The organism is Enterococcus sp. AZ194 (assembly GCF_051713825.1).
Lineage (GTDB): Bacteria > Bacillota > Bacilli > Lactobacillales > Enterococcaceae > Enterococcus_K.
This window is the reverse complement of record NZ_JBIOQR010000001.1, coordinates 2,189,422-2,216,073: the sequence shown is the minus strand read 5'-3', so window position 1 is coordinate 2,216,073 and position 26,652 is coordinate 2,189,422. Positions and strand designations below refer to the sequence as shown.

Genomic DNA, 26,652 nt, shown 5'->3' with positions numbered 1-26,652 from the left:
TTGGTGTTGGACTGCTTTTAGAGTATACTATTAAGAGAAGGTAGGGGAGATTGAAATGATTTTTTTATATGTTGGAAGTTTTTTATTTGTTTTAGGACTTCTATTTAAACTAATACCTGCAAAGCGTCACTATCGTATGTATGGGTATCGGTCGGTATTGGCGGAAAAAAGTGATGCGCATTTTCGATATGCGCAAAAGGTCGGTAGCTGGAATTTCCTTATTTTTGGCGGTATGATGGCCTTGATTGGTTGGGGATTAAAGACGACAGAGCAGACGAACTTTTTTTTAATTGAAATGCTCGTTTTAGTCTTTCCAATCCTACCTATTTTTATTTTAACTGAAAAAAAATTAGAGAAATTTGATAAAAAATTCGGACAGGAGAGTGAAGCAAATGAACATCTTAATGATTGAAGATAATGAATCTGTTTCAGAGATGATGCAAATGTTTTTTTTGAATGAAGGCTGGGAAGCGACCTTCAAATATGATGGGAAAGAGGGCTTGGAGGCCTTTTTAAAAGAACCAGAAAAATGGGATATGGTGACATTGGACTTAAATTTACCAAGCATGGACGGTATGATGGTGGGACGAGAAATTCGTAAAATTTCAAGTACCGTTCCGATTATCATGCTGACGGCTCGTGATTCGGAAAGTGACCAAGTGATTGGGTTAGAGATGGGCGCAGATGACTATGTGACCAAACCATTTAGTCCATTAACCTTGATTGCTCGAATGAAAGCTTTGCACCGTCGTAGTGAGCTTGCCGAGCAGGGACCTGTAACAAGCCAAGAAAGTGATCAACTGTTTGATGTTCAGACGGCGCATTTTAAGATGAATACCAAAACTCGAGAAGCTTATCTGGCCGGAAAACCAATTGATGGGCTAACACCAAAAGAATTTGATTTACTCTTTACATTAGCTAAAAAACCGCGCCAAGTGTTCTCGCGTGAGCAGTTACTTGAATTAGTTTGGGATTACCAATATTTTGGTGATGAACGGACGGTCGATGCACATATTAAAAAGTTACGTCAAAAAATCGAAAAAGTGGGTCCACAAATTATTCAAACCGTCTGGGGTGTCGGGTACAAGTTTGATGATTCAGGTGTTGCCTAATGAGATACCTTTATCAACAATTGCTAGCTTTCTGGGGTGTCATTGCGTTGATTCTACTGATCGTAGGGGTATCTTTTACCCAATTTACCAAACAAACAATTGAAGATAATAATTATAAACAGCTTTCTGATTATGCTGAATCGGTTCAGAAATTGGCACAGAATAATCCGTTTGAAGAGTCGTTAAATTATACAGAAACTGTCTTAAGTCAGCAATCAGTAAATTTTGTGTTTATTGCTAAGAACAACCAAATTATCTATCCACAAAATAAAGAAAAAGAACTGAATGTTAAGATTTCTGAGAGTCAATGGTCGGCCTTTGCACGTGGCGAACGAAAAAAAGTGACGGATAAAAAGAACATCTATGGTGAAAATCAACCAACGTCTTATATGATGGTGCCCGTTAATCTGCAAGGAGAGTTCTACGGCGTCCTTATTTTGAGTCAACCCGCGAAGAATATCGAGGATAGCGTTCAATCGTTTACGGTCAATTTGTTTAAGGGCTTCATCATTTCGAGTATTATCGCGCTGATTGTGAGTTATTTATTTGCCTCATTTCAAGTGAAACGAATTACGCGGATGCGTGCGGCAACAAAAGAAATCACAAACGGGAACTTTGACATCGTATTACCGGCACACGACAAAGATGAGTTTGATGATTTAGCAGAAGACTTTAACAAGATGGCAAGCTCTCTTAAGGCCTCACAGGAGGAGATTGAACAACAAGAGGAACGGCGCAGACAATTTATGGCGGATGCTTCACATGAGATGCGGACACCACTAACGACCATCAATGGGTTATTAGAAGGGTTGGAATATAACGCGATTCCTGAGAGTCAAAAGGAAAATGCGGTTCGTCTGATGAAAAATGAGACCGAACGTTTGATTCGACTAGTGAATGAAAATCTTGATTATGAAAAAATCCGAACCAATCAGATTAGTATGGTCATCAAAAAATTTGATGGAACGCAGACATTAGCGAATTTGTTAACGCAGTTGGAGAATAAGGCGAATGCGGCAAACGATCAACTCATTTTAGAGACGTCAGAGTCAATCGAAGTCTATGCGGATTATGACCGCTTTGTTCAAATTATGGTGAACATTTTACAAAATGCGATCCAGTTTACCCAAGATGGTGAGATTCGCGTCAGTATTGAAAAAGGCTATCTTGAGACAATTATCAAAATTTCCGATACGGGAATTGGGATGAGTGAAGAACAACAAAGAAGTATTTGGGATCGCTATTATAAGGTTGATCCGTCAAGAAAGAATACGAAATACGGCGAGTCTGGTTTAGGCTTACCGATTGTACAACAGCTTGTTCGTTTACACAAAGGAAAGCTAGAAGTAGAAAGCGAGTTAGGTCATGGGACGACCTTTATGATTAGTTTCCCAGATGTCGAGCTGACAGAAGCAGAGTCCGTATAAAAAAGATGGTGGAGCCAGAGCATGGGACATAACTTTTTGAGTTATGTCCCAGCCTCTCTTTATCCGAATAAACGGTGGGTACAGAAGCAACTCCATCTGCACTACGTAAAAACCATACTCCGATCTCATCAATCTCTAAAGGTGAAACACCTTAAGAATTGAAGGACGTTGTTCCGCTCTCAACAACTTCTACGCATGAGACATGCTAGAGTTGAAGGTTCGGAAATAAGCTGAAATTCACAAAAATTTGAAGAGCACCATGTAGGAATCAATCAACATCGAAAGAAAGGCTTTCGTGTTTCTTGTCATTTCCGTGAATTCCTTCTTATTGCTGTAAAACACAACGAAGTATGAGTTGATGTTGCACAGTACCTACCTGGTTCTCGGAGTTAAACACTTCTGTCCCAACCGGTATTTTGTGCGCTTAAAAATGTATCTGTTCAATTTACAATTATCAAATTTTTATGGCTCTTTGACAAAGAGCAAAAAAAACGAACCTCCTTTAGCCAAAATAGGCTTAAGCGAGGTTCATTTTGATTTACAAGCTATCTACAGGGCAGATGAATTCGTCCATGTAAGGGCTATTGGCGATAGATTCATCTGGTGTTAAGACAACAATTGCCAGTTGTGTTCGTTTGGCAAGCTGCCGCAACAGAGGGAGAAATTCTTGGATTTGTTGAACAGAAAGAGTCGGGAAGACATTTCCAACAAGGATAGCTCGTTTTTGTAACAACAAATTATGAGCTAGTTGAAGTTTTAAGCCTTCCAAACTAGAGAGTTCATCTAATGATTTGGTGATGACCTCAGCATCTAGATTGACCAAAGCAAGTGTTTCTACCAGCTGTGACTTGGCTTCTTTTTTCTTTAATGATGAACCAAGTAGCAGATTATCTGTGATAGATAGATAAGGTACAGGTAACCATTCGAGATGAAGCAACCCAAACGGCGAATCAACGGTTTGAAAGACATACTCGATAAAGTAGGTCAGATCTTCATCCAAACGTTCTGATGGCTCTAAAATAGCAGTTAAATGTGTTTCTTCAAACAGGTCAGCTAGTTTATGAAAGGTCATCGTGACCACCTTCCTTTCTTTGTCCAGTGTTTAATAAAAAATAGGCTAATTGAACTAATGATAAAACTTATGGCAATGGCCATGGCACAAAAAACTTGTAAAGTAGTGATGAAAATATCGGATAACCAAAATTGATTGGTAAAGTCTACTTTAAAGAGACTGACATTATCAAAGGGTAGACCAATGACATAGGAATGATTTTCTGCAGCCTGTGTTGCTACACTGACTGTATAGTCGTTTAAATTTAACCAATGCAACACTTGAAAGTTGATCGTTTGTAGCAATGTCTCATAAGTCGTTTGAAAGACAAAAAGAATCGAACCGATGACTAGAGTGACAACTACTGCGGGCAGTAAAGATTCTACGAGTAACAAACGAAGAATTTCTCGAAACCGTAAACCGACGATACGCCATTGAAGGACTTCAGCTTTTTTTAAACGAAAGAAAGCCGTTAACATAAAGATCGCCAATAATAGAAATAGACCCATTAAAACATAGAGGACAGATTCATAGATATGAGTGACCTCAGTGACTTGATGACTATCTAAAGGAGGCGTGGCTGCGGGCTCCTTTAATTGTGACTCGATCAATGCGATTCGAGTCGCCACTTGGGTATGTAAAAGAAGAATCATCTTCTTTAAATTGAGTAGTAGAGTAAACAAGAACAAGAAGAGAGTAAAAAATAAACTATAGATAATAGAAAACTTTTTGTGGTAACGAATACTTGCCACTGCATAGGAAAGTGTCTTCATGCTTTTCACCTCATCATCAGTATAGGCAATGATTATGAATAAAGTATGAAGAACTGCAATAAAAAAAATGAAGGATTTACGAAAGGTGGGCGAACGCTCAAAGGAGTGTTTTTAATTTTGTTAGCTGTTTTTTAATTGAGGTGAGAGAGACTGAAGAGGTCAGGGAAAAGCGCTACGTCAAATGATGTGGAGGGCTAGAATGTAATCAACTATTCATACAAATTAAGTAGCTTTGTCGTAAGTCCGAAGTAGGAGTGTCTTTAGAAAATGGGTTAAAAAAAAGTCGAGATACACAAAAATTGAAAAGGCAATTTTGTGCATCTCGGCTTTAGTTGATTATTTGTCGGCGTCTTCTGTTGAAGGTTCGCCATTATATTGTTTATACGTTTCTGTCTTATACAAATCAACGGTTGATTTGTTTTTATTTTTGCTGAATACGCTTGTTGATTTATCGCCTAGTTTGTTTTCTTGAGCAATCAAACGGTCTAGAGAATTCTTATAAGTATAATCTGTTGGATCAACCGCTTCTAAACCACTCTCCGTGTAGAAACGAAGAAGGTCGCCATTGTTAATTTGATCAGATGTACTTAGTTGGTTATCGACTTCATCTTTCCAAGCGGCCACTTTTTGTGTTAACGATTCAGAAAGAGTTGTAACGGCTTGACCTGTTTGGTTTTCATAAACAGTTCCACCACGATAAGTGTAATCAGGAGTGACAAAATCACCATTTCTAAAGGCAACGACTTGGTCATGCTCTTTAGAGAATAAATCTTGACCTAGTTGGATATAATTACTTGTATCTACCCCTAATAAATGAAGCAGAGTAGGTAATGCGTCAACTTGACCGCCGTACGTATGATTAATTCCACCATTTTCTTGGCCAGGAATGTGAATCATATAAGGAACACGTTGCATTTGTGCATTATCAAAGTCTGTCCAAGTTTCTTTGTCTTTACCAAGTAAAGGCGCTAAGTTTTTATTACGAGATTCAGAAACACCGTAGTGGTCGCCGTAAAGGACAACAACTGAGTTTTCATATAAACCAGACGCTTTTAAGTAGTTAAAGAATTCTTCAACAGATTTATCTAGGTAGTTGGCTGTAGCAAAGTATCCGTTGATTGTTTCATCAGGTGTATCTGCTAGAGGGAAACCACCTTCGTCATTCGTAAATTGTGAATAAGGGTAGTGATTAGATACTGCGATAAATTTTGAGTAAAAAGGTTGTTGTAAGTGCTCCAAATATTGAACCGATTGATTAAAGAACGGTTTATCGTGCAAGCCATATTGGAATGAATTCTCATCGTTTACGTCATAGTAAGAAGCATCGAAAAAGTTTTCATAGCCTAAATGTTTGTACGTTTCGTTTCGGTTCCAGAAGTTCCCAGCATTTCCGTGGAAAACAGCACTTGAGTAACCTTGTGTTTGATCGAGAATAGCAGGGGCCGATTCAAACGTGTTTTTATCCCCTAATTGAGTGAATAATGATCCTTGATTTAGACCAAATAACGAGTTTTCCATTAGCGTTTCTGCATCACTGGTTTTCCCAGCAGCAACTTGATGGAAGAAGTTATCAAAAGCAAAGGTGCTATTGCTGTGATATAGGCTATTTAAGAACGGGGTTACTTCATGTTCCACGCCGTTTTCATCTTTTAATTTATAGTCTAATAAGAACTGTTGGAAGCTTTCTAAATGGATATAAATAACATTTTTTCCTTTAGCGATACCAAACATCTCATCATTTGGAGCAGCATAGTGATTCTTGACATATTCTTCAGCAGATTTCATATCATTGGCACTGGCTTGTGCACGAACTTGAGTTGTTTTGTACGTCGTCACACCATCATAAACGGTGAAGGCGTTAATCCCAAGATATTTGACAATATAATCACGTGAGAAGGTTCGAGTCAATAATTCTGGGCGAGACGCTTCTGCAAGTGTCAAGTTTCCAGAGAAAATCATCAAGGCGAAGGCTGAAATAGCCACGGCCATTGGAATACGTACAGGACGGGCATCCATTTTTATTTTCTTAAAGATAAGCAAGACAGCCATTACAATGACATCTAAGAAGTACACGATATCATAAGGGCGTAACAGGCGTAGCGCACTTTCACCTAATCCACTAGCAACTTTTCCGGCACCTAACATAGTATTTACAGTGATAAAATCCGTAAATTCGCGATAGTAGGTGACATTTGAGAAAAGTAGGACAGTCATTAAGAAATAAATGATCATCATCGTTATATAGGAAGCCTTGGTTCTTCTGATATATAACGCAATCCCCAACATGAATAGAGTTGTTGCAATTGGATTAATTATTAGAATGAAATACTGAAATGAGTTTTCTATACCCAAATTAAAGTCAAAATGATAAGCAAATAGATTTTTTATCCAAAATAATAAGGCTGCTAATGAAAAAAAGCCAAGCCGCGTGTTTAAAAATGCGGGAATTTTTAATTTTTTCAATTTTAACCTTCCTTTCCGTTGTAGGCAAAATGAAAACACATCAATGATTGCCATAACTTCTTTTCATTCTACTCGCAACAAGCTTTTGTGTCAATTGAAATAAGAATCTCCTAGCTATTTTAACGTTTTCTTTAATGATTGTCTCAGACAGTCCTTTCTTTTTTTGCTATACTAAACAAGATAGATTAGAAGAGCAGGTGATTACATGGAAATTAAGGTAACAAAACAAGCAGAAAAAAAGCTTCGTCGTGGCTATCCATTGCTACAAAAGGAAGATTTAATAAAGGAAGTTAAGCCAACAAATCAATGGGTTTCGTTTATAAATGAAACAGGACAGTTTCTTGCCAAAGGGTATTTAGGCGAACAAAATAAAGGAATTGGCTGGGTATTGAGCAAAAAAGACGAGCCGATTCACGAAGGTTTTTTTGAAAAACTTTTTATGACAGCAAAACAATCTCGTCAACGCTATTTCTCAGATGAAACGACGACCGCTTTTCGATTGTTTAATGGAGAAGGCGATGGATTGGGTGGGTTGATTATTGATTTGTATGACTCTTACGCCATTTTTTCGTGGTACAATCAGACGCTTTTCCAGAACAAAGAAGAACTTGTGGCAGCTTTCCAGCAAGTTTTTCCAGAAGTATCTGGCGCGTATGAAAAAATTCGTTTTTCTGATGCGACGCTGCCAGAAAGCCAATTTGTGTATGGTGAAAAAGCACCGGAGCCATTACTAGTAAAAGAGAATGGGATTAATTATGCAACCTATTTGGATGAGGGATTGATGACGGGGATTTTCCTGGATCAAAAAGAAGTGCGAGAAGAGTTATCTATGGGGCTTGTCGCAGGGAAAAGCCTTTTGAACATGTTCAGTTATACGGGCGCCTTTTCTGTGGCGGCAAAAATGGGCGGTGCGAGCCAAACAACTAGTGTCGATCTTGCCAAACGTAGCTTACCAAAAACGCAAGAACAGTTTCAAGTAAATCATTTAGGTTTAGAAGGAAATAAAATTGTTGTGATGGATGTTTTTGACTATTTCAAATACGCCGCTAGAAAGAAGTTAAGCTTTGATGTGATTGTCTTGGATCCGCCAAGCTTTGCTAGAAATAAAAAGAAAGTTTTTAGTGTCGCTAAGAACTATGGTGATTTAGTGGAAGATAGCGTGGATATTCTAACAAAAGAGGGTCTTTTGATTGCTTCAACCAATGCGGCCAATGTATCAAAAGAGAAGTTTCAAAAGATGATTGAAGCTAGCTTTAAGAAAAAGAACGTACGCTTTAAAAAGATTAACGAATATTCTCTTCCGGCTGACTTTAAGACAATCCCTGAATTTGAAGAAGGCAATTACTTAAAAGTCTTCTTTTATAAAGTTTCAAAATAAGAGACAAAAATACGGCTCATATTATAGAAGAAAAGCGTCAAAAATTTAAACCAGCTGAATAAACAGTTGGTTTTTTGAAAGATTTAAACAAACGACTCTTCGTTAGTGTTGGTGGGAGTCAAATAAGGACTGAGCCCAAAAGTTAGACTTTCAATCTAACTTTTGGGCTCAGTCCTTATTTGATAAAGAGAGAGTTATTTCATTACATCAATATCGAATACTTCGATATTTTCTAAGCCACCGTAACTGTCATACCAAGGTTTAGCGTATTGTGCGAGAATTTGGTTTAATTCTTCCACATTTTCTTTTCCTTGGGTATCAAGCCAGTTGATTAGTGCTTCTTTTCCTTGTTTACCATAAATTTCCACGCCATCACGCCAAGTAGCTCGACCACCTAAAATTCCTGAGTAGGTCGCGCCGTGTTTTCCAGCAAAGACTAACTCGTCTCTGAAAATTTCAGCAGGAACGCCTGCACTTAAATAGATAAATGGTCGTGTAGCGGCATCACTGGCCTCTTTGAAGTAAGCTGCTGCTTCTTCTTGGGTGTAGACGGGCGCCACGTTTTCAGCTGTATAGCCTTCGACAAGGTTAAATAAGACAGGAACTTCCACTTTTAGAATATCAATATAGTATTTATCTTTGGTAAATTCCTTAATGGTATCAATTACTTTTTTGGGTTTAATTTTAGCGAATTCAGGTGAATGGTCGTCTTGAATGTCATTATCATAAACGATTGGTTCGACAAATACAGGAATATCTGCAGCCAGTGCTTCGGTTCCTAGTCGCTCAAGAAAAGCATGTTTGATGTCCAATATTTCTTTTGGATCATCGGGGTTGTAATAAACCAAGACTTTGGCTGCATCGGCTCCTTTCTCAATTAATCGGTCTAGAGATTCGTTAGGTAATAATTCTGGTAAACGTCCAGGTGTTGAGACGTCATAGCCTGTTTTTTCATAAGACATAATCAAGCCAGCTTGAGGGTTTTTGGTGGCGATTCCTTTGAAGCCATATTCCTCATCTAATAAAATAGCACTGACATATTTTGTTAATTCTTGAGAGACTAGTTCTTTAAATTCATAGACATGATCCATAGTAAATTTCTCAGGGCCGACTGCTGCCTCCATCATTTTTTTCATAGAGCCGCGTTGGTCAATAGCTAAAGCTGCGATGACTCCTTGATTGTTTGAAAGTTGTTGCATTTTTTCAAATTTACCTCTAGAAATTCTTGTTTTCATTTCTGCGCCCTCCTATAAGCTTTTTATATCTTTAGTGTACGCCTAGTTATGCTAGGAACCAAACGATAAGGCCTTCTTTTTTAGTTGCGTTGAGAAAAAACTTTGGTAGACTAAAGGGGAGGTGAGCGAAGATGGCAAAGAAAAAAGCGCCAGCAAAAACCAACGCAATTCGTTTAGTTGAACAAAAAAAGATACCCTACAGTGAGCATGAATATGAATGGTCAGAGGAGCATGTGGGTGCGCTGGATGTAGCGGAGCAGCTGAATCAGAATACGAGTCAGATTTTTAAAACATTAGTGACGACCGGAAATAAAACGGGGCCAGTCGTGGCAGTTATTCCAGGAAATCAAGAACTAGATTTGAAAAAGCTTGCAAAAGCGAGTGGGAACAAGAAGATGGAGATGTTACACCTGAAGGATTTAGAGTCTGTGACAGGTTATATCCGTGGTGGCTGTTCACCGATTGGCATGAAAAAAAACTTTCCGACGTATATTGATGAGACGGCACAAGCTTTTGAAACCATCATTATTTCTGCTGGACGAAGAGGACTACAAATGGAATTAGCGCCAGCAGGTATTCAACAATTAACGAAGGCAAAATTTGTCGATTTACGATTATAAGGGAGCCAAAGACTATGTAATAGTGAGGTTGGGGCATGCTAGAGTTGATGTTGCACCGTATCTACCTGGTTCTCGAAGGGAAACAATTCTGCCCCAATCTTCATAAAACCCTCATGATTTAAGCGGGAATTCAGCGCGCTTTCATCGTGAGGGTTCTTTTTATTAAGTTAGGTAGGTATACTCCGCGACTTCTGCTGCGTGATGGCCGGCTACATGTCCAGTAACAAAAGCTGCTGTAATATTGAAGCCACCAGTATAACCATTTATGTCGAGTAGCTCCCCTGCAAAGAATAAGCCTTGTACAAGCTTACTTTCCATCGTTTTGGGATTGACTTCTTTTAATGAAATTCCACCACCTGTTACAAAGGACTTTTCGATGGGGAAGGTTTTAGAAATCGTGAACTCAAAACCTTTACATAATTGAATAAAGACGTCTAACTGCGTGTCAGTGACTTGTGGGGCACTAAGCTCATGTAAGTTCGCCTTTTCAAGGTAAAAGTCCAACAGACGCTCGGGTAAAAACCCTTTTAAAGCATTCGCTAGCGATTTTTTTGAGTCATTTAAAAGATTCTTAGCTTTTTCAGTTAATTCTTTAGCGGTTGTTTCGGGAAAACAATCGAGTCGAAGAGTGACAGGCTGTCCATTATTTTTTTCGAGTTCTTGATTAACAAAACTTGAACAACGGAGTGCTGCCGGACCTGAAATACCAAAATGGGTAAACAATAGGTCCATGATATGTTCAGTCACAACCTTGCCTTGTTCATTTAGTACCTGTAATGAAATATCATCGAGAGAAAGTCCTTGTAATGTCCGTTTTTCGATGAAGGCTTCCTCTGAAACCATTGGCGATTCTGTCGCGTAAAGTCGGGTGATGGAATGGCCAACTTTTTTGGCTATTTTGTAACCATCTCCTGTGGCACCTGTCGAAGGATAGGTTCTACCACCTGTTGTTAAAATGACACAAGGGGCCCGAAATTCTTCGAGTTCGGTGCGTAGCCCATAGATTTGGCCGTTCTTATGAACTAATTTTTCAACCTTTGAATTGAAATGAATCGATACCTGCAAGTCGATTAGACGCTGAAGGAGTGTTTCGATAATGGTTTTTGATTTGTTTGTAACAGGAAACATTCGTCCGTGATCTTCTTCCTTCAAATGAACCCCCTGACTTTCAAAAAAGTCCATAATATCAAAATTTGTCCATTGAGAGAAGGCACTGTATAAAAACTTGCCGTTTCCTGGAATATGCGCGATTAAATCATCAACGGGCCGATTATTTGTAACATTACAACGTCCGCCACCGGTCAGTAACAGTTTTTTTCCGGCTTTTTTATTTTTTTCAATTAATAAAACCTTAGCGCCATTCTCAGCAGCTGAAATAGCTGCCATCATGCCGCTGGTTCCTGCACCAACAACAATTACATCAAATGTAGTAGTCATTTTTATCACCTCAATCATGAGTCTAGCATAAATTATGGAAAAATTCAGAAAAAATTCACGCCTACTTGATGCCAAGAAGCAAAAAGTGCGATACAATAGGAGCTACAAAGAATGAAGGAGAGTGAAACTATGACAGAAGCAAAACAATATGTGGCGTCAATTCAACAAAAAATTCGGGAGAAAGATGCGGGGCAAGCAGAATTCATTCAGGCAGTGGATGAACTTTTGCCAACAGTTACGGCATTTTTAGAAGATCACCCAGAATATGTTGAACAAAACATTTTAGGTGTATTGGTTGAACCAGAACGAGTGATTCAATTCCGTGTTCCATGGCAAGATGACAAAGGGAACTGGCAAGTGAACCGTGGTTATCGTATCCAATATAACTCTGCATTAGGCCCATATAAAGGTGGATTACGTTTCCATCCAAGTGTGAATCTAAGTATCTTGAAGTTTTTAGCGTTTGAGCAAATCTTTAAGAACAGTTTAACAGGGTTACCTATTGGCGGCGGAAAAGGCGGGAGTGACTTTGATCCTAAAGGAAAATCGGACGCTGAAATTATGCGTTTTTGTCAAAGCTTCATGACAGAATTATCTAAGCATATTGGACCAAACATTGATGTTCCAGCAGGAGATATTGGCGTAGGCGGACGGGAAATCGGCTACTTATTTGGGGCTTATAAACGCTTAAAACAATATGATGCAGGTGTTTTAACAGGGAAACCATTAGACTTTTGGGGTAGCAAGGGTCGTACAGAAGCAACAGGCTATGGTTTGGTGTATTACGTCAAACATTTATTAGCTAATAGTAAGGATTCCTTTAAAGGCAAAGAAGTTTTCGTTTCTGGAAGTGGAAATGTAGCAATCTATGCTATCGAGAAAGCGCAAGAATTAGGTGCTAAAGTGACGACTTGTTCTGATTCTAGTGGTTTCATTTATGATGCAGAAGGAATTGATTTAGACTTATTAAAAGAAATTAAAGAAGTGAAACGGGAACGTTTAACAGCGTATGCTGAAAAACGCCCATCAGCAGAATATTTTGCAGGTCAATCTGTTTGGGCATTAGACAAACCGGTTGAGATTGCCTTACCATGTGCCACTCAAAATGAGATTAACGCAGAGCATGCGAAAAACTTAGTCAATAATGGCGTAAAAATTGTTGGTGAAGGGGCGAATATGCCTTGTTCTATCGATGCAGTAGAGGTCTTGCTTGAAAACGGCGTATACTACTGCCCAGGAAAAGCAGCCAATGCTGGTGGAGTAGCTGTTTCAGCGTTAGAAATGAGTCAAAATTCTCAACGCCTATCATGGACAAAAGAAGATGTTGACCAAAAATTAGATGGCATCATGTTGGCTATCTATGAAACTTGTCGCGATACAGCGAAAGCATACGGTGATGAGAAAAACTTAATGATGGGTGCCAATGTTGCTGGCTTTGGGAAAGTAGCTAAAGCCATGCTTGCACAAGGATTGGTATAGATTGATTTTTATAAGAAAAAGTCAGTTGATTTGCTCAATTTACTTGAAATAAATCGGAAAAAAACGTAAAGTAATACATGTATGAAGTATACTTTCAAGGAGGACAAAAAAACATGTCACACATTCAATTTGATTATTCAAAAGTAGCGCCATTTGTTAATGACCATGAATTGGACTATATGCAAAGTGCGGTAACAGCTGCGCACAATACTTTGCGCGAGGGAACAGGAGCAGGAAGCGATTTTCGTGGATGGATTGATTTGCCAAAAGAGTATGATAAAGCTGAATTTGCTCGCATTAAAAAAGCAGCAGAAAAAATCCAATCTGATTCTGAAGTATTGGTTGTTATCGGAATTGGCGGATCTTATCTAGGTGCACGTGCAGCGATTGATTTCTTAAATCATAGTTTCTTTAACTTATTGGACAAAGCGGATCGTAAAGCGCCACAAATCTTCTTTGCTGGAAATTCTATCAGCTCAACTTATTTAGCGGATTTAATCGAAGTGATTGGTGATCGTGATTTCTCTGTGAATGTCATTTCAAAATCTGGGACAACAACTGAACCAGCGATTGCTTTTCGTGTGTTTAAAGAATTGCTTGTAAAAAAATATGGTCAAGAAGAAGCAAACAAACGTATTTATGCCACAACTGATAAAGCAAAAGGTGCAGTAAAAGTTGAAGCAGATGCTGAAAACTGGGAAACTTTTGTGATTCCTGATGATGTCGGCGGACGTTTCTCTGTGTTGACAGCTGTTGGTTTATTGCCAATTGCAGCCAGTGGAGCAGACGTTGATGCCTTGATGCAAGGGGCAGCAGACGCTAGCGATGCTTACTCAAGCGATAAATTAGAAGAAAATGAAGCGTATCAATATGCGGCAATGCGTAACATTTTATACCGTAAAGGAAAAGTAACTGAATTATTGATTAACTACGAACCAGGAATGCAATATTTCTCTGAATGGTGGAAACAATTATTCGGTGAATCAGAAGGAAAAGACCAAAAAGGTATTTACCCTTCAAGCGCGAATTTCTCAACTGATTTACATTCTCTTGGTCAATACATCCAAGAAGGACGCCGCAACATCTTTGAAACAGTTGTAAAAGTTGAAAAACCTCGTAAATCTGTAGCAATTCCAACACAAGAAGCTGACTTAGATGGTTTAGGTTACTTACAAGGAAAAGAAGTTGACTTTGTGAACACCAAAGCTTTTGAGGGAACTTTGCTCGCTCATACAGATGGTGATGTTCCTAACCTATTAGTAAAAATTCCAGCAATGGATGCTTACACTTTAGGTTATGTTATGTACTTCTTTGAAATTGCTGTAGGAATCTCTGGCTACTTAAATGGCGTAAATCCATTTGACCAACCAGGTGTAGAAGCGTACAAAAAGAACATGTTCGCATTACTTGGCAAACCAGGCTTTGAAGAGTTAGCTAAAGAATTGAACGAACGTCTATAATAGTCAATAACAAGTTGATTGTTATTGAAGATACGAAAAGGAGAATCCGTTAAGGATTCTCCTTTTTCGTTATTTATCGACTATTTCCGAGGAAAGCCGACTCTGCCGAATTCTTTGGCAAAACTAGCTGCAATGACAGGAACAAGTGTCGTTACGGTAAGGTTGCTCCAGTAGTCATTTTTAAAAATCATCTATCGTTTTTCTGTAGATTCATTTAAGAGCTTGAACTAGTTATTTTTTTGTAGTATTTGCTGTCTTTTTCATCAAAATTAATGATGATCGAAGAAGATGATTTCTTGGTTTTGATGTTTTTTCAAATACTCTTTGGGAGTTAAACCAAATTCCTTTTTAAAGCTTTTTAGAAAATGAGGATAGGATTTAAAGCCACATTGAAGATAAATTTCGTTTGAATTTTTATAAGTGACTAAGAGCTGCTTGGCATAGAGCAGTCTTTTTTTGAGCACATAATTGTGGAAGGTAAAGCCCGTTGTTTTTTTGAACATGCGCGCGATGTAATATTTACTAACAAAAAATTTTTTCGCAACATCTTCAAGTGTTAGTGGGGCATCTAAATTTTCTGAAACATACACCATCAATTCTTCAATCATGCTATTTTCCAGAACCTCTTTAGGTTGAATTTCATTTTCCTCACGCATGACTAATTGGTTTAAGTACACTAACAAATTAATAAATTGTTGTGTATAGATCAAGTCCATTCCGTAGTCTTTTTTATTGATAGGCTTTTCTAGTTGGGACAGATAGGAACGAATCTGTTCGGGATCTGTTTGAATAATCTTACTCTTAGTTGTTCCTGTTGGGTGAAAGCAACGTTCTAGGTTTGTGTATTTGCTAGAGTGTGCCCGTAAAAAGTTTGGGGTAATAAACATATAAACCCGTTCAAATACCTCTGAATCTTGTTTAACAATACGATGCAAGTCTAAGCTGTTGATAAAAATAACAGAACCGGGTTTTAGCGAGTATTGTTTTCCGTCTAAATAGAAGTTAGCCGTGCCTGATAGGGTACAGTGAATCTCATAAAAATCATGATAATGATAGAGTGTTTTTTCTTGAATCACTAAGTCTTTTACGTGAAAGAGTTCATAGTCATTTGACAACATGGTGTTCACTAGTGAAGTATTGAGCAATTTCGGGTCAGCCATTCAAAATCCCTCCAAATTCCTTGGTTTTGTGTTTTTTATTATACACCAAAAACAAAATGAAAAGGCTTTATGTGCAATTTTTGACAGTAATTAGGCAATTTTTGCTATATATTCATTTTTGATAACTTGTTAAACTAAGAGCATGTTCGACGGGTGAAAGCGCTTTGTATAGGCTTTTATTTGAAAAAAGGCCGAAAACGGCTAGAGGAGAGTAAGTGAAGAAGATGATTATTAAACAAGAATTATTTGTGCCAAAAGAGACAGTTGAAGCAAAAATTGACTTGATGATTGAGAACTTAACAACAATCAAAGATAACAGTGGAGAGTTTCTTTTGGACTTTGATGGATTAAAAGTAGACGACAAGAGCTGGACTATTTGGAATTGGCCTCAAGGGGTTGGCTTGTATGGTATTTACAAAAATTTCCAAATTACAAAAAATGAAAAAGCCTTGAAAGTAGTCAATGACTGGTTTGATGGTCGTATGAAAGAAGGCGCACCACCGAAAAACGTCAATACCATGGCTCCACTATTAACTATGGCTTATCTTTATGAAGATACAAAGGATTCAAAATATATTCCTTACTTAGAACAATGGGCCGAGTGGGTGATGCATGATATGCCTAGAACAAATGAAAACGGCTTACAGCACGCAACATATGGTCCACCAAATACAAATCAGCTTTGGGATGACACGTTGATGATGACGGTTCTACCTTTAGCGAAAATCGGGAAATTATTGAATCGTCCAGAGTACTTGGAAGAAGCGAGACATCAATTCTTAATTCATATCAAATATTTGATGGATAAGAAAACTGGCCTTTGGTATCACGGCTGGACTTTTGAAGGAAATCACAACTATGCAGAAGCACTGTGGGCAAGAGGAAATTGTTGGGTGACCATTGCGATTCCTGAAATCATTGAGATTCTCGAGTTACCTAAAGGAGATGGGCTGAGAGAGTTCTTGCTCAACACGTTGAATGCACAAGTTGCTTCTTTGGCTAAGTATCAGCATGAATCTGGTTTATGGCATACCTTGCTGAATGATTCAAGTTCTTATTTAGAGTCTTCGGCTACAGCTGGTTTTGCTTATGGAATTTTAAAAGCTGTGCATAAAAAATACATTAGTAGTGACTATGAAGAGGTTGCTTATAAAGCAATGGCTGGACTTTTAGAAGAGATTGATGATAAAGGAGAAGTCCAACATGTGTCTGTAGGAACAGGAATGGGCGATGATCTCGAGTTCTACAAAAATATTGGAATGACCGCCATGCCTTATGGCCAGTCATTAACAATTCTGTGTTTGACAGAGTTATTGGTTTCTTATTGTTAGAAATTAGCAAGAAGATAGGATGTTTGGTCACTAAAATTTGTTTGAAAAATAGATATTAGTGGCCTTAAAATCCTTGTTCGAAGATAAAAAACGAACGTTATTTCTAAACTTGTGTTTAGGAGCAAGAACGAGTCATATGGGTAAATATGGAATCAGGAGGAAGAAGAATGAAAAAAAGGCACGTAATTTCTGGATTGATGTTTTCTGCTGTTGGATTAGCTATGTTAAGTGGTTGCAGTAGTTCGAAAGCGGATTCAGACGACAAAATTGTACTGCGTTATGCGTATGCAAGTAATAGCCAACCTGTTATCGATTCGATGAATGAATTTGGCAGATTGGTTGAAGAAAAAACGGACGGTAAAGTGGAAATTGAATATTTTCCAGATGGTCAGCTTGGTGGAGAAACAGAATTGATTGAGCTGACTCAGACAGGTGGAATTGATTTTACAAAAGTAAGTGGTTCAGCTTTGGAAAGTTTTTCTAAAGATTATGCCATTTTCTCAGTCCCTTATATATTTGATAATGAAGCGCATTTTTTTGAAGTTCTGGAAGATAAGACCATTATGGACGATGTGTATCACTCAACAGAAGAATTAGGCTTTGTCGGGGTGACATATTATGATTCTGGCCAACGAAGTTTCTATATGACAGATGGTCCAGTGAACACTCCTGAAGATTTAAAAGGGAAAAAGATCAGAGTTATGCAAAGTGAGACAGCGATTAAAATGGTCGAGCTATTAGGAGGATCACCGGTTCCGATGGGAAGTTCAGAAGTATACACTTCTTTACAGTCTAATTTGATTAATGGGGCAGAAAATAATGAGTTTGTTCTTCATACAGCAGGGCATGGTGGAGTAGCAAAGTACTATTCATATGATGAACATACACGTGTTCCGGATATCGTGATCATGAATGATGAAGTGAAGGAACGTCTCTCTGAGGAACAATATGATGCGGTACTTGAAGCGGCTAAAGAGTCAACGGAATTTGAGAAGAAGGTCTTCAAAAAAGCGGTCGAAGAAGAAAAAGCAACCGCAACAAAAGAGTACGGTGTCGTGTATAACGATGTCGATAATGCACCATTCCAAAAAGCAGTCCAACCCTTGCATGATCAGTTCAAAAATGACAAGGAATACAGTGAACTGTATAAAAAGATTCGTTCTGTAGCGGATGAAATGAAGTAGGAGGAGTTTAAAAATGAAAGCAGTGAGAAATGCTTTAGATAAGGTTTTAGAAATTTTTGGTTCCGTTCTTTTAGCAGTAATGATTCTTGTTGTTCTTTATCAAGTGTTTACTCGAACGGTATTAAACAATCCCAACACAGTAACAGAAGAACTGGTTCGGTTTGGTTTAGTTTGGTTATCTATGTTGGCGTCTGCCTATGTTGTAGGAAAAAGAAGTCACTTAGCAGTTACTATGTTGAGCGATAATCTTAGCGGGAAAAATAAACGTTTATTGGAAATTATCATCCAAGTTTTATTTTTAGTGTTTGCAGCCGTAATTATGGTCTTCGGTGGATGGAAAGCAGTGAGTGTTACCATGGGACAAATTTCACCTTCTCTCTCTATTCCAATGGGCTATGTTTATCTAGCTGTACCCGTATCAGGTGTGATTATGTTTATCTATAGTTTGCTGAATTTATTTGAGCAGCCATTAAAAAAAGAAAGTGAACAGGAGGGGTAGTCATGGCGTTACAAGCAGGTCTAATTTTATTCGTTGTTTTTGCCATATTGTTAGTTTTAGGAATGCCCATTGCGATTAGTGTTGCGGTTTCCTCAATTGCAACATTGTTGTTAGTTGTTCCATTTGATATTGCAGTTTTTACTTCTGCACAGAAGATGGTGTCTAGTTTAAATAGTTTTTCTTTAGTCGCGATTCCGTTTTTTGTCCTTTCGGGGATTATTATGAACGGCGGTGGGATAGCTGAAAAGCTCGTGAATTTTGCGATGTTGTTTGTAGGTCGAGTCCCTGGTGGGTTAGCGCATACCAATATTCTAGGAAATGCTTTATTTGGTTCTATGTCAAGTTCAGCCATTGCTGCATCAACAGCTATTGGTGGGGTGTTGATTCCTCAGCAAGTTAAAGCTGGATATGACCGCAAGTTTGCGACAGCGGCTAATATTGCTTCCGCACCAACAGGAATGGTTATTCCTCCAAGTACAGCATTTATTATGTATTCGTTAGTGGCTAGTGGCGCATCAATTTCTTCTTTATTTTTAGGAGGTTATTTAGTCGGAGCACTGTGGGCCTTAAGTATTATGGTGGTTGCGTACTTACATGCCAAAAAACATAAATATAAAACAATTAGTCGTTCAGAATTAGGTTCAGTCGGAACGGTTTTAAAAGAAGCTTTACCAAGTGTGATGTTGATTGTAATCATTATCGGCGGGATTTTGTCCGGTTTATTTACAGCAATTGAAGCCTCAGCAATCGCGGTCGCTTATTCTTTATTGATTGCTATTTTCTTCTACAAGACAGTGACTGTTAAGGATATCCCAAAAATGTTAAAAGATGCCGTATTGACGACAGGTACGATTGCGTTTTTATTAGCAACTTCTTCCATGATGTCATTTGCGATGGCTTTTACTGGCATTCCACAAGCAATTAGTGCTGCAATCTTAGGTTTGACAGATAACAAATTTATTATCTTATTATTAGTCAATATTGTGTTACTGATTGTTGGCATGTTCATGGATGTGGGCCCAGCAATTATGATTTTCACGCCAATTTTCTTACCAGTTGTTACAAGTGTGGGCGTAGATCCTGTTCACTTTGGATTATTTGCTATCATGAATTTGTGTGTGGGTTCAATTACACCACCTGTAGGTTCAGGATTATACGTCGGAGCCAGTGTCGGTGGAGTCAAAGCGGAGCAGATGCTGAAGCCACTAGTTCCGTTCTATGCTGCTATATTATTTGTTTTATTCTTAATTACGTATTTCCCACAAATTGTTATGTGGCTGCCAAATCTTGCTTCTTAATCAGATATAACCGACTTTTCGTAATCACCCCAATTTTTGCGAAGAGTTACGCAATAACCAGAAAAGGCAGCTTTTTATAGATAAAAGGGGGAGATTTGACAATAAATTAAAAAAAACTGAAAACAAGGGCTACCGATAATCTGCGGATTATCAGTAGCCTGTTTCCCGTTTTATCACCCAATGATAATAAAAAAAGGAGCGGTAAATATGCATAATTTAACGGTTAGAGGTCATGATTTATCTGGTAATCATTCCTATGTTAGCGCAAGCTTGCCTAAAAAAATAAAAGAAGTCGGGATTCACAACGTTCAACTGGCGTTAGCCATGTCCTTTCCCGATTTATCAAGTGGAAAAGAAAATCTATCACCAGGCTTTGGCACATATATGAAGAATAAGTTTATGGAGCAAGACGTACAAATTGCGATTTTGAGCTGTTATATCAATATGATTCATCCTAACCCAAAAATTCGCGAAGAAGTCTTACAGAAATTTGAAAGCTATCTGAAATATGCGAAATATTTTGGCGCGTCCATGGTAGCTTCAGAGACAGGCAATGTCTTAGAAGAAATTGTTTATACAGAAAAAAACTTTACGGAGGAAGCCTTTGAGCAGGCAGTCGATTCTATTCAACGATTGGTCGATTGTGGCGAAAAACATGGCATGATGGTCGGTATTGAACCTGGACTCAACCATCCAGTTTATTCAGTCGAGAAAATGAATGAAGTTGTACAACGCATTCGTTCTGATTATTTGGGTGTGATAATTGATGCGACGAATCTAATTACAGCCGAAAACTACACAGAGCAAACAAGTATCTTGCAAGAAGCCTTTACTCTTTTCGGGGAAAACATTGTCGCGATTCATCTAAAAGATTTTGTTATAGAAGACGGCAAGATTGTTCCAATAGCTGTTGGTGAAGGACTGATGGATGTCAAAGGACTGTTAGCGATTATTGATAAGAACAAACCATTGATAAATATCGTTTTAGAAGAAACCAAGGATGAAAAAATAGCACAAGCGAAACGATTGATTGCCTCATTATAGGAGGTGTTCATTACTAGAGCGCAAATAGCCGAGCTTTGATCAATCATTTCTGGCTCTCAACTTCGTGGACTTGATGGATGAGTCGAGCTACTGAAGTTGAGGACAGCTATTTTTAAATAAATACCAATATAGTGCAATTATCTATCAAAAATGTGTGATGTAATTGAACGGATTTCCGACTATTATTACTGTGTAAGTAGTTACTGTTAGCGATTTTATTTGAAAAGAATGATATCGCTTCATTTGTATCAATAAAGTGAAAGAGAGGGCGGAAGATGACAGAAACCTATATTGCTGTAGACATTGGTGCGTCTAGTGGTCGTTTAATGAAAAGCGAACGACAAGAAAACGGCCAAATCACCTTGGAAGAGATTCATCGTTTCAAGAATGGTTTTCGCATGAAGGATGGTCATAATCGTTGGGCGATTCACCAGTTAACGAATGAAATATTACTGGGTTTAGAAAAGGTAAAAAAATCAGGCGCGACTAAATGTTATGTGGGCATTGATACATGGGCAGTCGATTATTGTTTGTTGGATAAAGAGGGCGAATTATTGGAAGAGCCAATTTCTTACCGTGATGCACGAACAGAACAAGCAATTACACAGTTTTCTCAGCAGTTCTCAATGGAAAAATTATATGAAAAGACGGGTATTCAAATTCAACCATTTAATACGATTTTTCAGTTGTTTGTTGAAAACAAAGAGAAGCTAGCAGCCGCAGAAAAATTATTGCTGATTCCCGATTATCTTGGGTATGTTTTTACAGGAAACGCCGTCACAGAAAAGACGAACGCCTCAACTATGCAGCTACTTAATCCGGACGCACAAAATTGGGATGACGAGCTCTTGTCTTTAGTTGGGCTAAACCAAAAACAATTAGCACCACTAACGGATTCAGGAACGGTGTTAGGCGAATTACAAAGAGAAAAATTCCCGACCTTTGACCTACCGTGTGCGACTTTTATAACCGTAGCAACACATGATACAGCTTCAGCGGTTATTGGTACACCAGGAGAAGGCCAGGATTGGGCCTACATTAGTAGTGGAACGTGGTCATTATTAGGGGTTGAAACGACGGTATTTAACGTTTCAAGAGAAGCTTTTCTGGAAAATTACACGAATGAATGGGGCGCACATAATACGATTCGTTTCTTGAAAAATATTATGGGTATGTGGTTAATTCAAGAAGTTGCTCGTATGCAGGAATATCGATACAGCTATGCGGAGCTAGCCGATATGGCAGCTGCGACTCCAGCATTTCAACAGTTTATTAATGTGTTTGATGACAGCTTTCTCAATCCAGAGAATATGATTGAAGCAATCCAGCAGTATTGTGAAAAAACGCAACAGAAGGTTCCCAAAACAGCTGGTGAACTTGCGCGTTGTATCTATGATAATCTTGCTTTGTGTTATGCCGTTGAGCTTGAAAAAATGGAAGAACTGACCGGGACCGGGCGTAAAATTGATAAATTACACATTGTTGGCGGGGGCTCAAATAATCGCTTTTTAAATCAATTAACTGCCAATGCAACTGGGGTGACGATTGAAGCTGGACCAGGAGAAGCGACGGCGATTGGTAATATTTTAGTACAGATGATTACAACCGGTATTTTTACAGATTTGAAAGAAGCTAGAAAGGTCATTCAGCATTCTTTTGGTGTATCCATTCATCAGCCAGAAGCCTTTGATCAAACGATTATTGAGAAGTATAAAAAATTTTTAAAAGGAGCGACGAATTAAATGATAGGGAAACAAAGATATGAAGAAGCGAAAAAGAAATATGCGGCACTGGGTGTAGACACAGATGCGGTAATGAAAAAAATGGATGAGGTTAAAATCTCGATGCACGTGTGGCAAGGAGATGACGTAAAAGGATTTTTGAGTGATGATGAATTATCTGGCGGTATCTCAGTCACAGGAAATTATCCAGGAGTTGCTCGAACACCAGAAGAATTAAGAAACGATCTTGAACAGGCCTACGCGATGATTCCAGGGGACCACAAATTAAATTTACATGCAATCTACCTTGATACTGAAGAAAAAGTCGATCTAAATGAAATTGAACCAAAACATTTTGAAAAATGGGTTTCTTGGGCGAAGGAACAAGGCTTAGGACTAGACTTTAATCCAACCTTCTTTTCACATCCAATGTATAAAGATGGTTTCACGCTAGCTTCTGCAGAGAAAGAAGTTCGTGATTTTTGGATTGAGCATGGGAAACGTTCAAGAAAAGTTGCGGAATACTTCGGAAAAGAACTGGGTCAAGTTTGTGTGAATAATTTTTGGGTTCCAGATGGGTTCAAGGACAATCCAATCGATCGTTTAGCACCACGTAAACGTTTAATGGAATCACTAGATGAAATTTTTGCTGAAGAGCTGGACGAAAACTACACGTTAGATGCAGTGGAAAGTAAGTTATTTGGGATTGGTGCAGAAGCTTATACAGTTGGTTCGCACGAGTTTTATATGGGCTATGGTTTAACACGTAAAAAACTGGTTTGTTTAGATGCGGGACATTTCCACCCAACGGAAGTTATTTCAAATAAATTATCTTCTCTTTCTTTATTCAGCGAAGGTATTTTACTGCATGTGAGCCGACCAATTCGTTGGGATAGTGACCATGTGGTGATTATGGATGATGAGCTTCAAGAAATCGGGCGTGAATTAGTTCGTAATGACTTGTTGCCAATTACAAATATTGGGTTAGACTTTTTTGACGCAACGATTAATCGCGTTGCTGCGTGGGTAATTGGGACACGAAATACTCAAAAAGCGATTATGAAGGCGATGCTTGAGCCGACTGATTCGTTAAAAGAAATCGAGTTGTCAGGTGATTACACTACACGCCTAGCGATGGTGGAAGAGTTAAAAGACTTCCCATTTGGCGATGTTTGGGATTATTACTGTGAAACAAAAGGCGTGCCAGTTGGGTTAGATTGGTTACCACAAGTGAAGGATTATGAAAAAAACGTCTTGAGTACTCGTGGATTACCTGCAGAAAATGATAGCTGCCGATTTTCATAAACCGTTAAATAACAGTTGAGAAGCATAGAATAATAGAGGAGAGAGTGAGTATATAATGAAAAAATTAGATATTTTAAACGCGCCTTTTGTACAAGAAATGGTGAAAACAACGGCTAATCTTTACCGTTTAGGCTGGGATGAACGTAATGGGGGCAATATCTCTTATTTACTGAAAGAAGAAGAAGTTCTGCCTTTTCTTGATCCAAAAAAAGTAGTAAGAACGATTCCGATGATTTTTGACGGTAGTAAGTTAGCGGGTAAATACTTTATTGTTACGGGCTCTGGTAAATATTTCAAAAATGTTTGCGATGCACCTTCAGAAAATTTAGGTGTGGTTCGCGTCAGCCAAGATGGCAAAGCGGTTGAGTTATTATGGGGCTTAGAGTTTGGTGCGGTGCCAACAAGTGAGCTACCTAGTCATTTTATGAGCCACATTGCTCGTTTAGAAGTGGATCCTAGCAATCGAATTATCATGCATAACCATGCCAGTCATTTATTGGCAATGAGCTTCACTCATGAATTATCTGAAAAAGAATTTACTCGTACTTTATGGCAAATGTGTACCGAATGTTTAGTAGTTTTCCCAGAAGGCGTCTCAATTATTCCTTGGTTAGTTCCTGGAACGAATGAAATTGGTGAAGCAACAGCTGCCAAGATGAAAGAAACACGTTTAGTTTTATGGCCACAACATGGTATTTATGGAGCGGGTAAAGATATGGACGAAGTATTTGGACTTATCGAAACTGCAGAAAAAGCAGCAGAAGTTTATACCTACGTTTGTGCACAAGGAGGCGTGAAGCAAACGATTTCGGATGAAAACCTATGGGCGTTGGCAGATGCGTTTGGCGTTGAGCCCAAATCTGGTTACCTAAAAGCGAGATAGGGGCAAACGGGTATGATAAAAAAAGCTATAAAAATGAAAATCTATCCAGACAAACACGAGGAATATAAACGACGTCATGATGAGTTATGGCCTGAGATGGAACAAATGTTAAAGGAACATGGTGCGTTAAGTTACACGATTTTCCTTGATGCTAAAACGAGTACCTTGTTTGGCTATCTTGAGATTCAAGAAGAAGAGCGCTGGTCTCAGACGGCTCAAACAGAGATTAACCAAAAGTGGTGGGACTATATGGCAGATATTATGGAAACAAACCCAGATAATTCTCCTGTAGTCACTGATTTATTTCCTGTTTTTGAGTTATAATAAGAATAGAAGCAAACCGCTGAGGAACGATTCAACTAAGAAAACGGAGAATCGTTTCCTCGACGGATGTGTTTCTCATTTTGCTAAAACAAGCGGAGTGGGAAGATGAATATTTTTTTGTCAGTACATTTGTGAAAACACACACATGAGGAGGAAAACAAACAATGGTAAACAGAATGGTCTTAAACGAAACATCGTATTTTGGTAAAGGAGCAATTGCTGAGATTACTGGTGAAGTAAAAAAACGGGGCTTTAAAAAGGCCTTGGTGATTACGGACAAAGATTTAATTAAATTTGAGGTTGCAACAAAAGTAACGGCTTTATTAGATGAAGCAGGAATTGTCTACAGCACATATGATGGAATTGTACCAAATCCGACAATTAAAAATGTGACAGATGGGGTAGCCGCAGTGAAAGAAGCGGATGCTGATTGTATTATTGCTATCGGGGGCGGATCGCCTATCGATACAGCAAAAGCGATTGGGATTATCGTCACAAATCCTGAGTTTGCTGATGTTCGTAGTTTGGAAGGAGTTGCGGATACAAAAAATCCAAGTCTACCAATTTTAGCGGTTCCAACGACTTCTGGAACGGCTGCAGAGGTAACGATTAACTATGTTATTACTGATGAAGAAAATCATCGTAAATTTGTTTGTGTGGATCCCCATGATATTCCGATTGTCGCATTTGTTGATAGTGATATGATGATGGGCATGCCAAAAGCTTTAGCTGCTGCAACAGGCATGGATGCGATGACACACGCAATCGAAGGATTTATCACAAAAGGTGCGTGGGAAATGACGGACATGTTACACATAAAAGCGATTGAAATTATCGGGCGTTCATTGAGAGCCTCAGTAAATGGTGATCAAGCAGGCCGAGAAGAAATGGCTTTAGGTCAATATATCGCGGGTATGGGCTTTTCTAATGTAGGATTGGGTCTAGTTCATGGTATGGCGCATCCATTATCTGCGTGGTACAACATTCCTCATGGTGTAGCTTGTGCTTCGTTATTACCAACAGTGATGAAATTTAACAAAGACTTTACTGACGAAAAATATCGTGAAATTGCGATTGTTTTAGGTTTGGAAGGGGCTAAGACAATGAGTATTGAAGCAGTTCGCGATGCGGCTTGTGAGGCTATCGACCAACTAAGTAAAGATGTGGGGATTCCTGCAACTATTTCTGAATTAGGTGTGAAAGCAGAAGATATTCCACAAATCGCACAAGATGCCTTTAAAGATGTCTGCACACCGGGTAATCCAAGAGAGGCGACAGTTGAAGAAATTATCGCATTATACCAAAGTTTGATGTAAAAATTTAAAGGCTAGGGCATACTCGCTTGAGGTGTCTTAGTCTTTTTTGTGGTCTAGGAATTAGAGGAGACAAAAAAGACGTCTTGTAGTGGGTTTCTACAGACGCCTTTTACTGATTATCCGAACTGGAAGTATTCATTTTAACTTCGTAC

The 26,652-nt window shown here is 38.6% G+C and carries 23 protein-coding genes; 17 read left to right on the top strand and 6 right to left on the bottom strand.

Annotation, left to right across the window (positions count from 1 at the left end; translation table 11 throughout):
- The first annotated feature begins 55 nt into the window (after positions 1–55).
- The 3 genes from IGI37_RS10280 to IGI37_RS10270 are packed head-to-tail and all read left to right on the top strand — an operon-like array spanning position 56 to position 2,539.
- The gene (locus IGI37_RS10280) at positions 56–412 is read left to right on the top strand and encodes an SdpI family protein (RefSeq protein ID WP_438761677.1); all 357 of its coding nucleotides are present in this window, start codon (positions 56–58) and stop codon (positions 410–412) included.
- The gene (locus IGI37_RS10275; RefSeq protein ID WP_438761676.1) at positions 393–1,112 is read left to right on the top strand and encodes a winged helix-turn-helix domain-containing protein; all 720 of its coding nucleotides are present in this window, start codon (positions 393–395) and stop codon (positions 1,110–1,112) included. Before IGI37_RS10280 ends, IGI37_RS10275 begins: the two co-directional genes overlap by 20 nt.
- Positions 1,112–2,539, top strand: coding sequence for an ATP-binding protein (locus IGI37_RS10270; RefSeq protein WP_438761674.1), 1,428 nt, complete (start codon positions 1,112–1,114; stop codon positions 2,537–2,539). The genes IGI37_RS10275 and IGI37_RS10270 overlap by 1 nt, the downstream gene beginning before the upstream one ends.
- Positions 2,540–3,077: 538 nt before the next feature.
- Here IGI37_RS10270 and IGI37_RS10265 read toward each other — a convergent pair.
- The 3 genes from IGI37_RS10265 to IGI37_RS10255 form a co-directional block, all read right to left on the bottom strand.
- On the bottom strand, positions 3,078–3,611 hold the full coding sequence (locus IGI37_RS10265; RefSeq protein ID WP_438761673.1) for a hypothetical protein: 534 nt from the start codon (positions 3,609–3,611) through the stop codon (positions 3,078–3,080).
- Entirely contained in the window at positions 3,608–4,363 is a 756-nt protein-coding gene (locus IGI37_RS10260; RefSeq protein WP_438761671.1) for a hypothetical protein, read from the bottom strand. The genes IGI37_RS10265 and IGI37_RS10260 overlap by 4 nt, the downstream gene beginning before the upstream one ends.
- Before the next feature lie 336 nt (positions 4,364–4,699).
- Entirely contained in the window at positions 4,700–6,826 is a 2,127-nt protein-coding gene (locus IGI37_RS10255) for an LTA synthase family protein (protein WP_438761669.1), read from the bottom strand.
- 205 nt (positions 6,827–7,031) lie between these two features.
- On the opposite strand from IGI37_RS10255, the gene IGI37_RS10250 reads away from it, so the two are divergent.
- On the top strand, positions 7,032–8,204 hold the full coding sequence (locus IGI37_RS10250; protein WP_438761668.1) for a class I SAM-dependent rRNA methyltransferase: 1,173 nt from the start codon (positions 7,032–7,034) through the stop codon (positions 8,202–8,204).
- A gap of 194 nt (positions 8,205–8,398) precedes the next feature.
- Here the strand turns inward: IGI37_RS10250 and IGI37_RS10245 are convergent, their stop codons facing one another.
- On the bottom strand, positions 8,399–9,439 hold the full coding sequence (locus IGI37_RS10245; RefSeq protein WP_438761667.1) for a tagatose 1,6-diphosphate aldolase: 1,041 nt from the start codon (positions 9,437–9,439) through the stop codon (positions 8,399–8,401).
- 131 nt (positions 9,440–9,570) lie between these two features.
- Here IGI37_RS10245 and ybaK point away from each other — a divergent pair, with 131 nt between their 5' ends.
- Positions 9,571–10,059 carry a Cys-tRNA(Pro) deacylase gene (ybaK, locus tag IGI37_RS10240; protein ID WP_438761665.1) on the top strand — a complete coding sequence of 163 codons (489 nt, stop codon included), beginning with the start codon at positions 9,571–9,573 and terminating at the stop codon, positions 10,057–10,059.
- A 162-nt stretch (positions 10,060–10,221) separates the two neighbouring features.
- Here the strand turns inward: ybaK and IGI37_RS10235 are convergent, their stop codons facing one another.
- A complete protein-coding gene (locus tag IGI37_RS10235) occupies positions 10,222–11,496 on the bottom strand; it encodes an NAD(P)/FAD-dependent oxidoreductase (protein ID WP_438761664.1) in 1,275 nt (424 codons plus the stop codon).
- A 129-nt stretch (positions 11,497–11,625) separates the two neighbouring features.
- On the opposite strand from IGI37_RS10235, the gene gdhA reads away from it, so the two are divergent.
- Together gdhA and IGI37_RS10225 are read left to right on the top strand one after the other, a co-directional pair.
- Positions 11,626–12,975: an NADP-specific glutamate dehydrogenase gene (gdhA, locus tag IGI37_RS10230; RefSeq protein WP_438761662.1), complete on the top strand. Its 1,350-nt coding sequence runs from the start codon at positions 11,626–11,628 to the stop codon at positions 12,973–12,975.
- Positions 12,976–13,088: 113 nt separating this feature from the next.
- Positions 13,089–14,435, top strand: coding sequence for a glucose-6-phosphate isomerase (locus IGI37_RS10225; protein ID WP_438761661.1), 1,347 nt, complete (start codon positions 13,089–13,091; stop codon positions 14,433–14,435).
- A gap of 269 nt (positions 14,436–14,704) precedes the next feature.
- Here IGI37_RS10225 and IGI37_RS10220 read toward each other — a convergent pair whose 3' ends face one another.
- Positions 14,705–15,595 (bottom strand): AraC family transcriptional regulator, encoded by an 891-nt coding sequence (locus IGI37_RS10220; protein ID WP_438761660.1) that lies wholly within the window; start codon positions 15,593–15,595, stop codon positions 14,705–14,707.
- A 224-nt stretch (positions 15,596–15,819) separates the two neighbouring features.
- Here IGI37_RS10220 and bglB point away from each other — a divergent pair, with 224 nt between their 5' ends.
- From bglB to fucO, 10 genes are all read left to right on the top strand, one after another.
- Positions 15,820–16,926, top strand: coding sequence for a beta-galactosidase BglB (bglB, locus tag IGI37_RS10215; protein ID WP_438763632.1), 1,107 nt, complete (start codon positions 15,820–15,822; stop codon positions 16,924–16,926).
- A 167-nt stretch (positions 16,927–17,093) separates the two neighbouring features.
- Positions 17,094–18,110: a TRAP transporter substrate-binding protein gene (locus IGI37_RS10210; protein WP_438761658.1), complete on the top strand. Its 1,017-nt coding sequence runs from the start codon at positions 17,094–17,096 to the stop codon at positions 18,108–18,110.
- Positions 18,111–18,132: 22 nt separating this feature from the next.
- Positions 18,133–18,609, top strand: coding sequence for a TRAP transporter small permease (locus tag IGI37_RS10205; protein ID WP_438763631.1), 477 nt, complete (start codon positions 18,133–18,135; stop codon positions 18,607–18,609).
- 2 nt (positions 18,610–18,611) lie between these two features.
- Positions 18,612–19,907, top strand: a complete 1,296-nt coding sequence (locus IGI37_RS10200; RefSeq protein WP_438761656.1) for a TRAP transporter large permease — start codon at positions 18,612–18,614, stop codon at positions 19,905–19,907.
- A gap of 207 nt (positions 19,908–20,114) precedes the next feature.
- Positions 20,115–20,951, top strand: a complete 837-nt coding sequence (locus tag IGI37_RS10195) for a sugar phosphate isomerase/epimerase family protein (protein WP_438761654.1) — start codon at positions 20,115–20,117, stop codon at positions 20,949–20,951.
- Between the two features lie 275 nt (positions 20,952–21,226).
- Positions 21,227–22,693 carry a rhamnulokinase gene (gene rhaB / locus IGI37_RS10190; RefSeq protein ID WP_438761653.1) on the top strand — a complete coding sequence of 489 codons (1,467 nt, stop codon included), beginning with the start codon at positions 21,227–21,229 and terminating at the stop codon, positions 22,691–22,693.
- Positions 22,694–23,977: an L-rhamnose isomerase gene (gene rhaA, locus IGI37_RS10185; RefSeq protein WP_438761651.1), complete on the top strand. Its 1,284-nt coding sequence runs from the start codon at positions 22,694–22,696 to the stop codon at positions 23,975–23,977. It abuts the gene before it with no gap.
- 55 nt (positions 23,978–24,032) lie between these two features.
- A complete protein-coding gene (rhaD, locus tag IGI37_RS10180) occupies positions 24,033–24,860 on the top strand; it encodes a rhamnulose-1-phosphate aldolase (RefSeq protein WP_438761649.1) in 828 nt (275 codons plus the stop codon).
- Positions 24,861–24,872: 12 nt separating this feature from the next.
- Positions 24,873–25,184, top strand: a complete 312-nt coding sequence (gene rhaM / locus IGI37_RS10175) for an L-rhamnose mutarotase (protein ID WP_438761647.1) — start codon at positions 24,873–24,875, stop codon at positions 25,182–25,184.
- Between the two features lie 164 nt (positions 25,185–25,348).
- Positions 25,349–26,500, top strand: coding sequence for a lactaldehyde reductase (gene fucO / locus IGI37_RS10170; RefSeq protein WP_438761646.1), 1,152 nt, complete (start codon positions 25,349–25,351; stop codon positions 26,498–26,500).
- The last annotated feature ends 152 nt before the right edge of the window (positions 26,501–26,652 follow it).

Coding starts and splice junctions, on each gene's coding strand:
- IGI37_RS10280 (WP_438761677.1), top strand. CDS start 56: ATGATTTTTTTATATGTTGGAAGTTTTTTATTTGTTTTAGGACTTCTA.
- IGI37_RS10275 (WP_438761676.1), top strand. CDS start 393: ATGAACATCTTAATGATTGAAGATAATGAATCTGTTTCAGAGATGATG.
- IGI37_RS10270 (WP_438761674.1), top strand. CDS start 1,112: ATGAGATACCTTTATCAACAATTGCTAGCTTTCTGGGGTGTCATTGCG.
- IGI37_RS10265 (WP_438761673.1), bottom strand. CDS start 3,611: ATGACCTTTCATAAACTAGCTGACCTGTTTGAAGAAACACATTTAACT.
- IGI37_RS10260 (WP_438761671.1), bottom strand. CDS start 4,363: ATGAAGACACTTTCCTATGCAGTGGCAAGTATTCGTTACCACAAAAAG.
- IGI37_RS10250 (WP_438761668.1), top strand. CDS start 7,032: ATGGAAATTAAGGTAACAAAACAAGCAGAAAAAAAGCTTCGTCGTGGC.
- IGI37_RS10245 (WP_438761667.1), bottom strand. CDS start 9,439: ATGAAAACAAGAATTTCTAGAGGTAAATTTGAAAAAATGCAACAACTT.
- ybaK (WP_438761665.1), top strand. CDS start 9,571: ATGGCAAAGAAAAAAGCGCCAGCAAAAACCAACGCAATTCGTTTAGTT.
- IGI37_RS10235 (WP_438761664.1), bottom strand. CDS start 11,496: ATGACTACTACATTTGATGTAATTGTTGTTGGTGCAGGAACCAGCGGC.
- gdhA (WP_438761662.1), top strand. CDS start 11,626: ATGACAGAAGCAAAACAATATGTGGCGTCAATTCAACAAAAAATTCGG.
- IGI37_RS10225 (WP_438761661.1), top strand. CDS start 13,089: ATGTCACACATTCAATTTGATTATTCAAAAGTAGCGCCATTTGTTAAT.
- IGI37_RS10220 (WP_438761660.1), bottom strand. CDS start 15,595: ATGGCTGACCCGAAATTGCTCAATACTTCACTAGTGAACACCATGTTG.
- bglB (WP_438763632.1), top strand. CDS start 15,820: ATGATTATTAAACAAGAATTATTTGTGCCAAAAGAGACAGTTGAAGCA.
- IGI37_RS10210 (WP_438761658.1), top strand. CDS start 17,094: ATGAAAAAAAGGCACGTAATTTCTGGATTGATGTTTTCTGCTGTTGGA.
- IGI37_RS10200 (WP_438761656.1), top strand. CDS start 18,612: ATGGCGTTACAAGCAGGTCTAATTTTATTCGTTGTTTTTGCCATATTG.
- IGI37_RS10195 (WP_438761654.1), top strand. CDS start 20,115: ATGCATAATTTAACGGTTAGAGGTCATGATTTATCTGGTAATCATTCC.
- rhaB (WP_438761653.1), top strand. CDS start 21,227: ATGACAGAAACCTATATTGCTGTAGACATTGGTGCGTCTAGTGGTCGT.
- rhaA (WP_438761651.1), top strand. CDS start 22,694: ATGATAGGGAAACAAAGATATGAAGAAGCGAAAAAGAAATATGCGGCA.
- rhaD (WP_438761649.1), top strand. CDS start 24,033: ATGAAAAAATTAGATATTTTAAACGCGCCTTTTGTACAAGAAATGGTG.
- rhaM (WP_438761647.1), top strand. CDS start 24,873: ATGATAAAAAAAGCTATAAAAATGAAAATCTATCCAGACAAACACGAG.
- fucO (WP_438761646.1), top strand. CDS start 25,349: ATGGTAAACAGAATGGTCTTAAACGAAACATCGTATTTTGGTAAAGGA.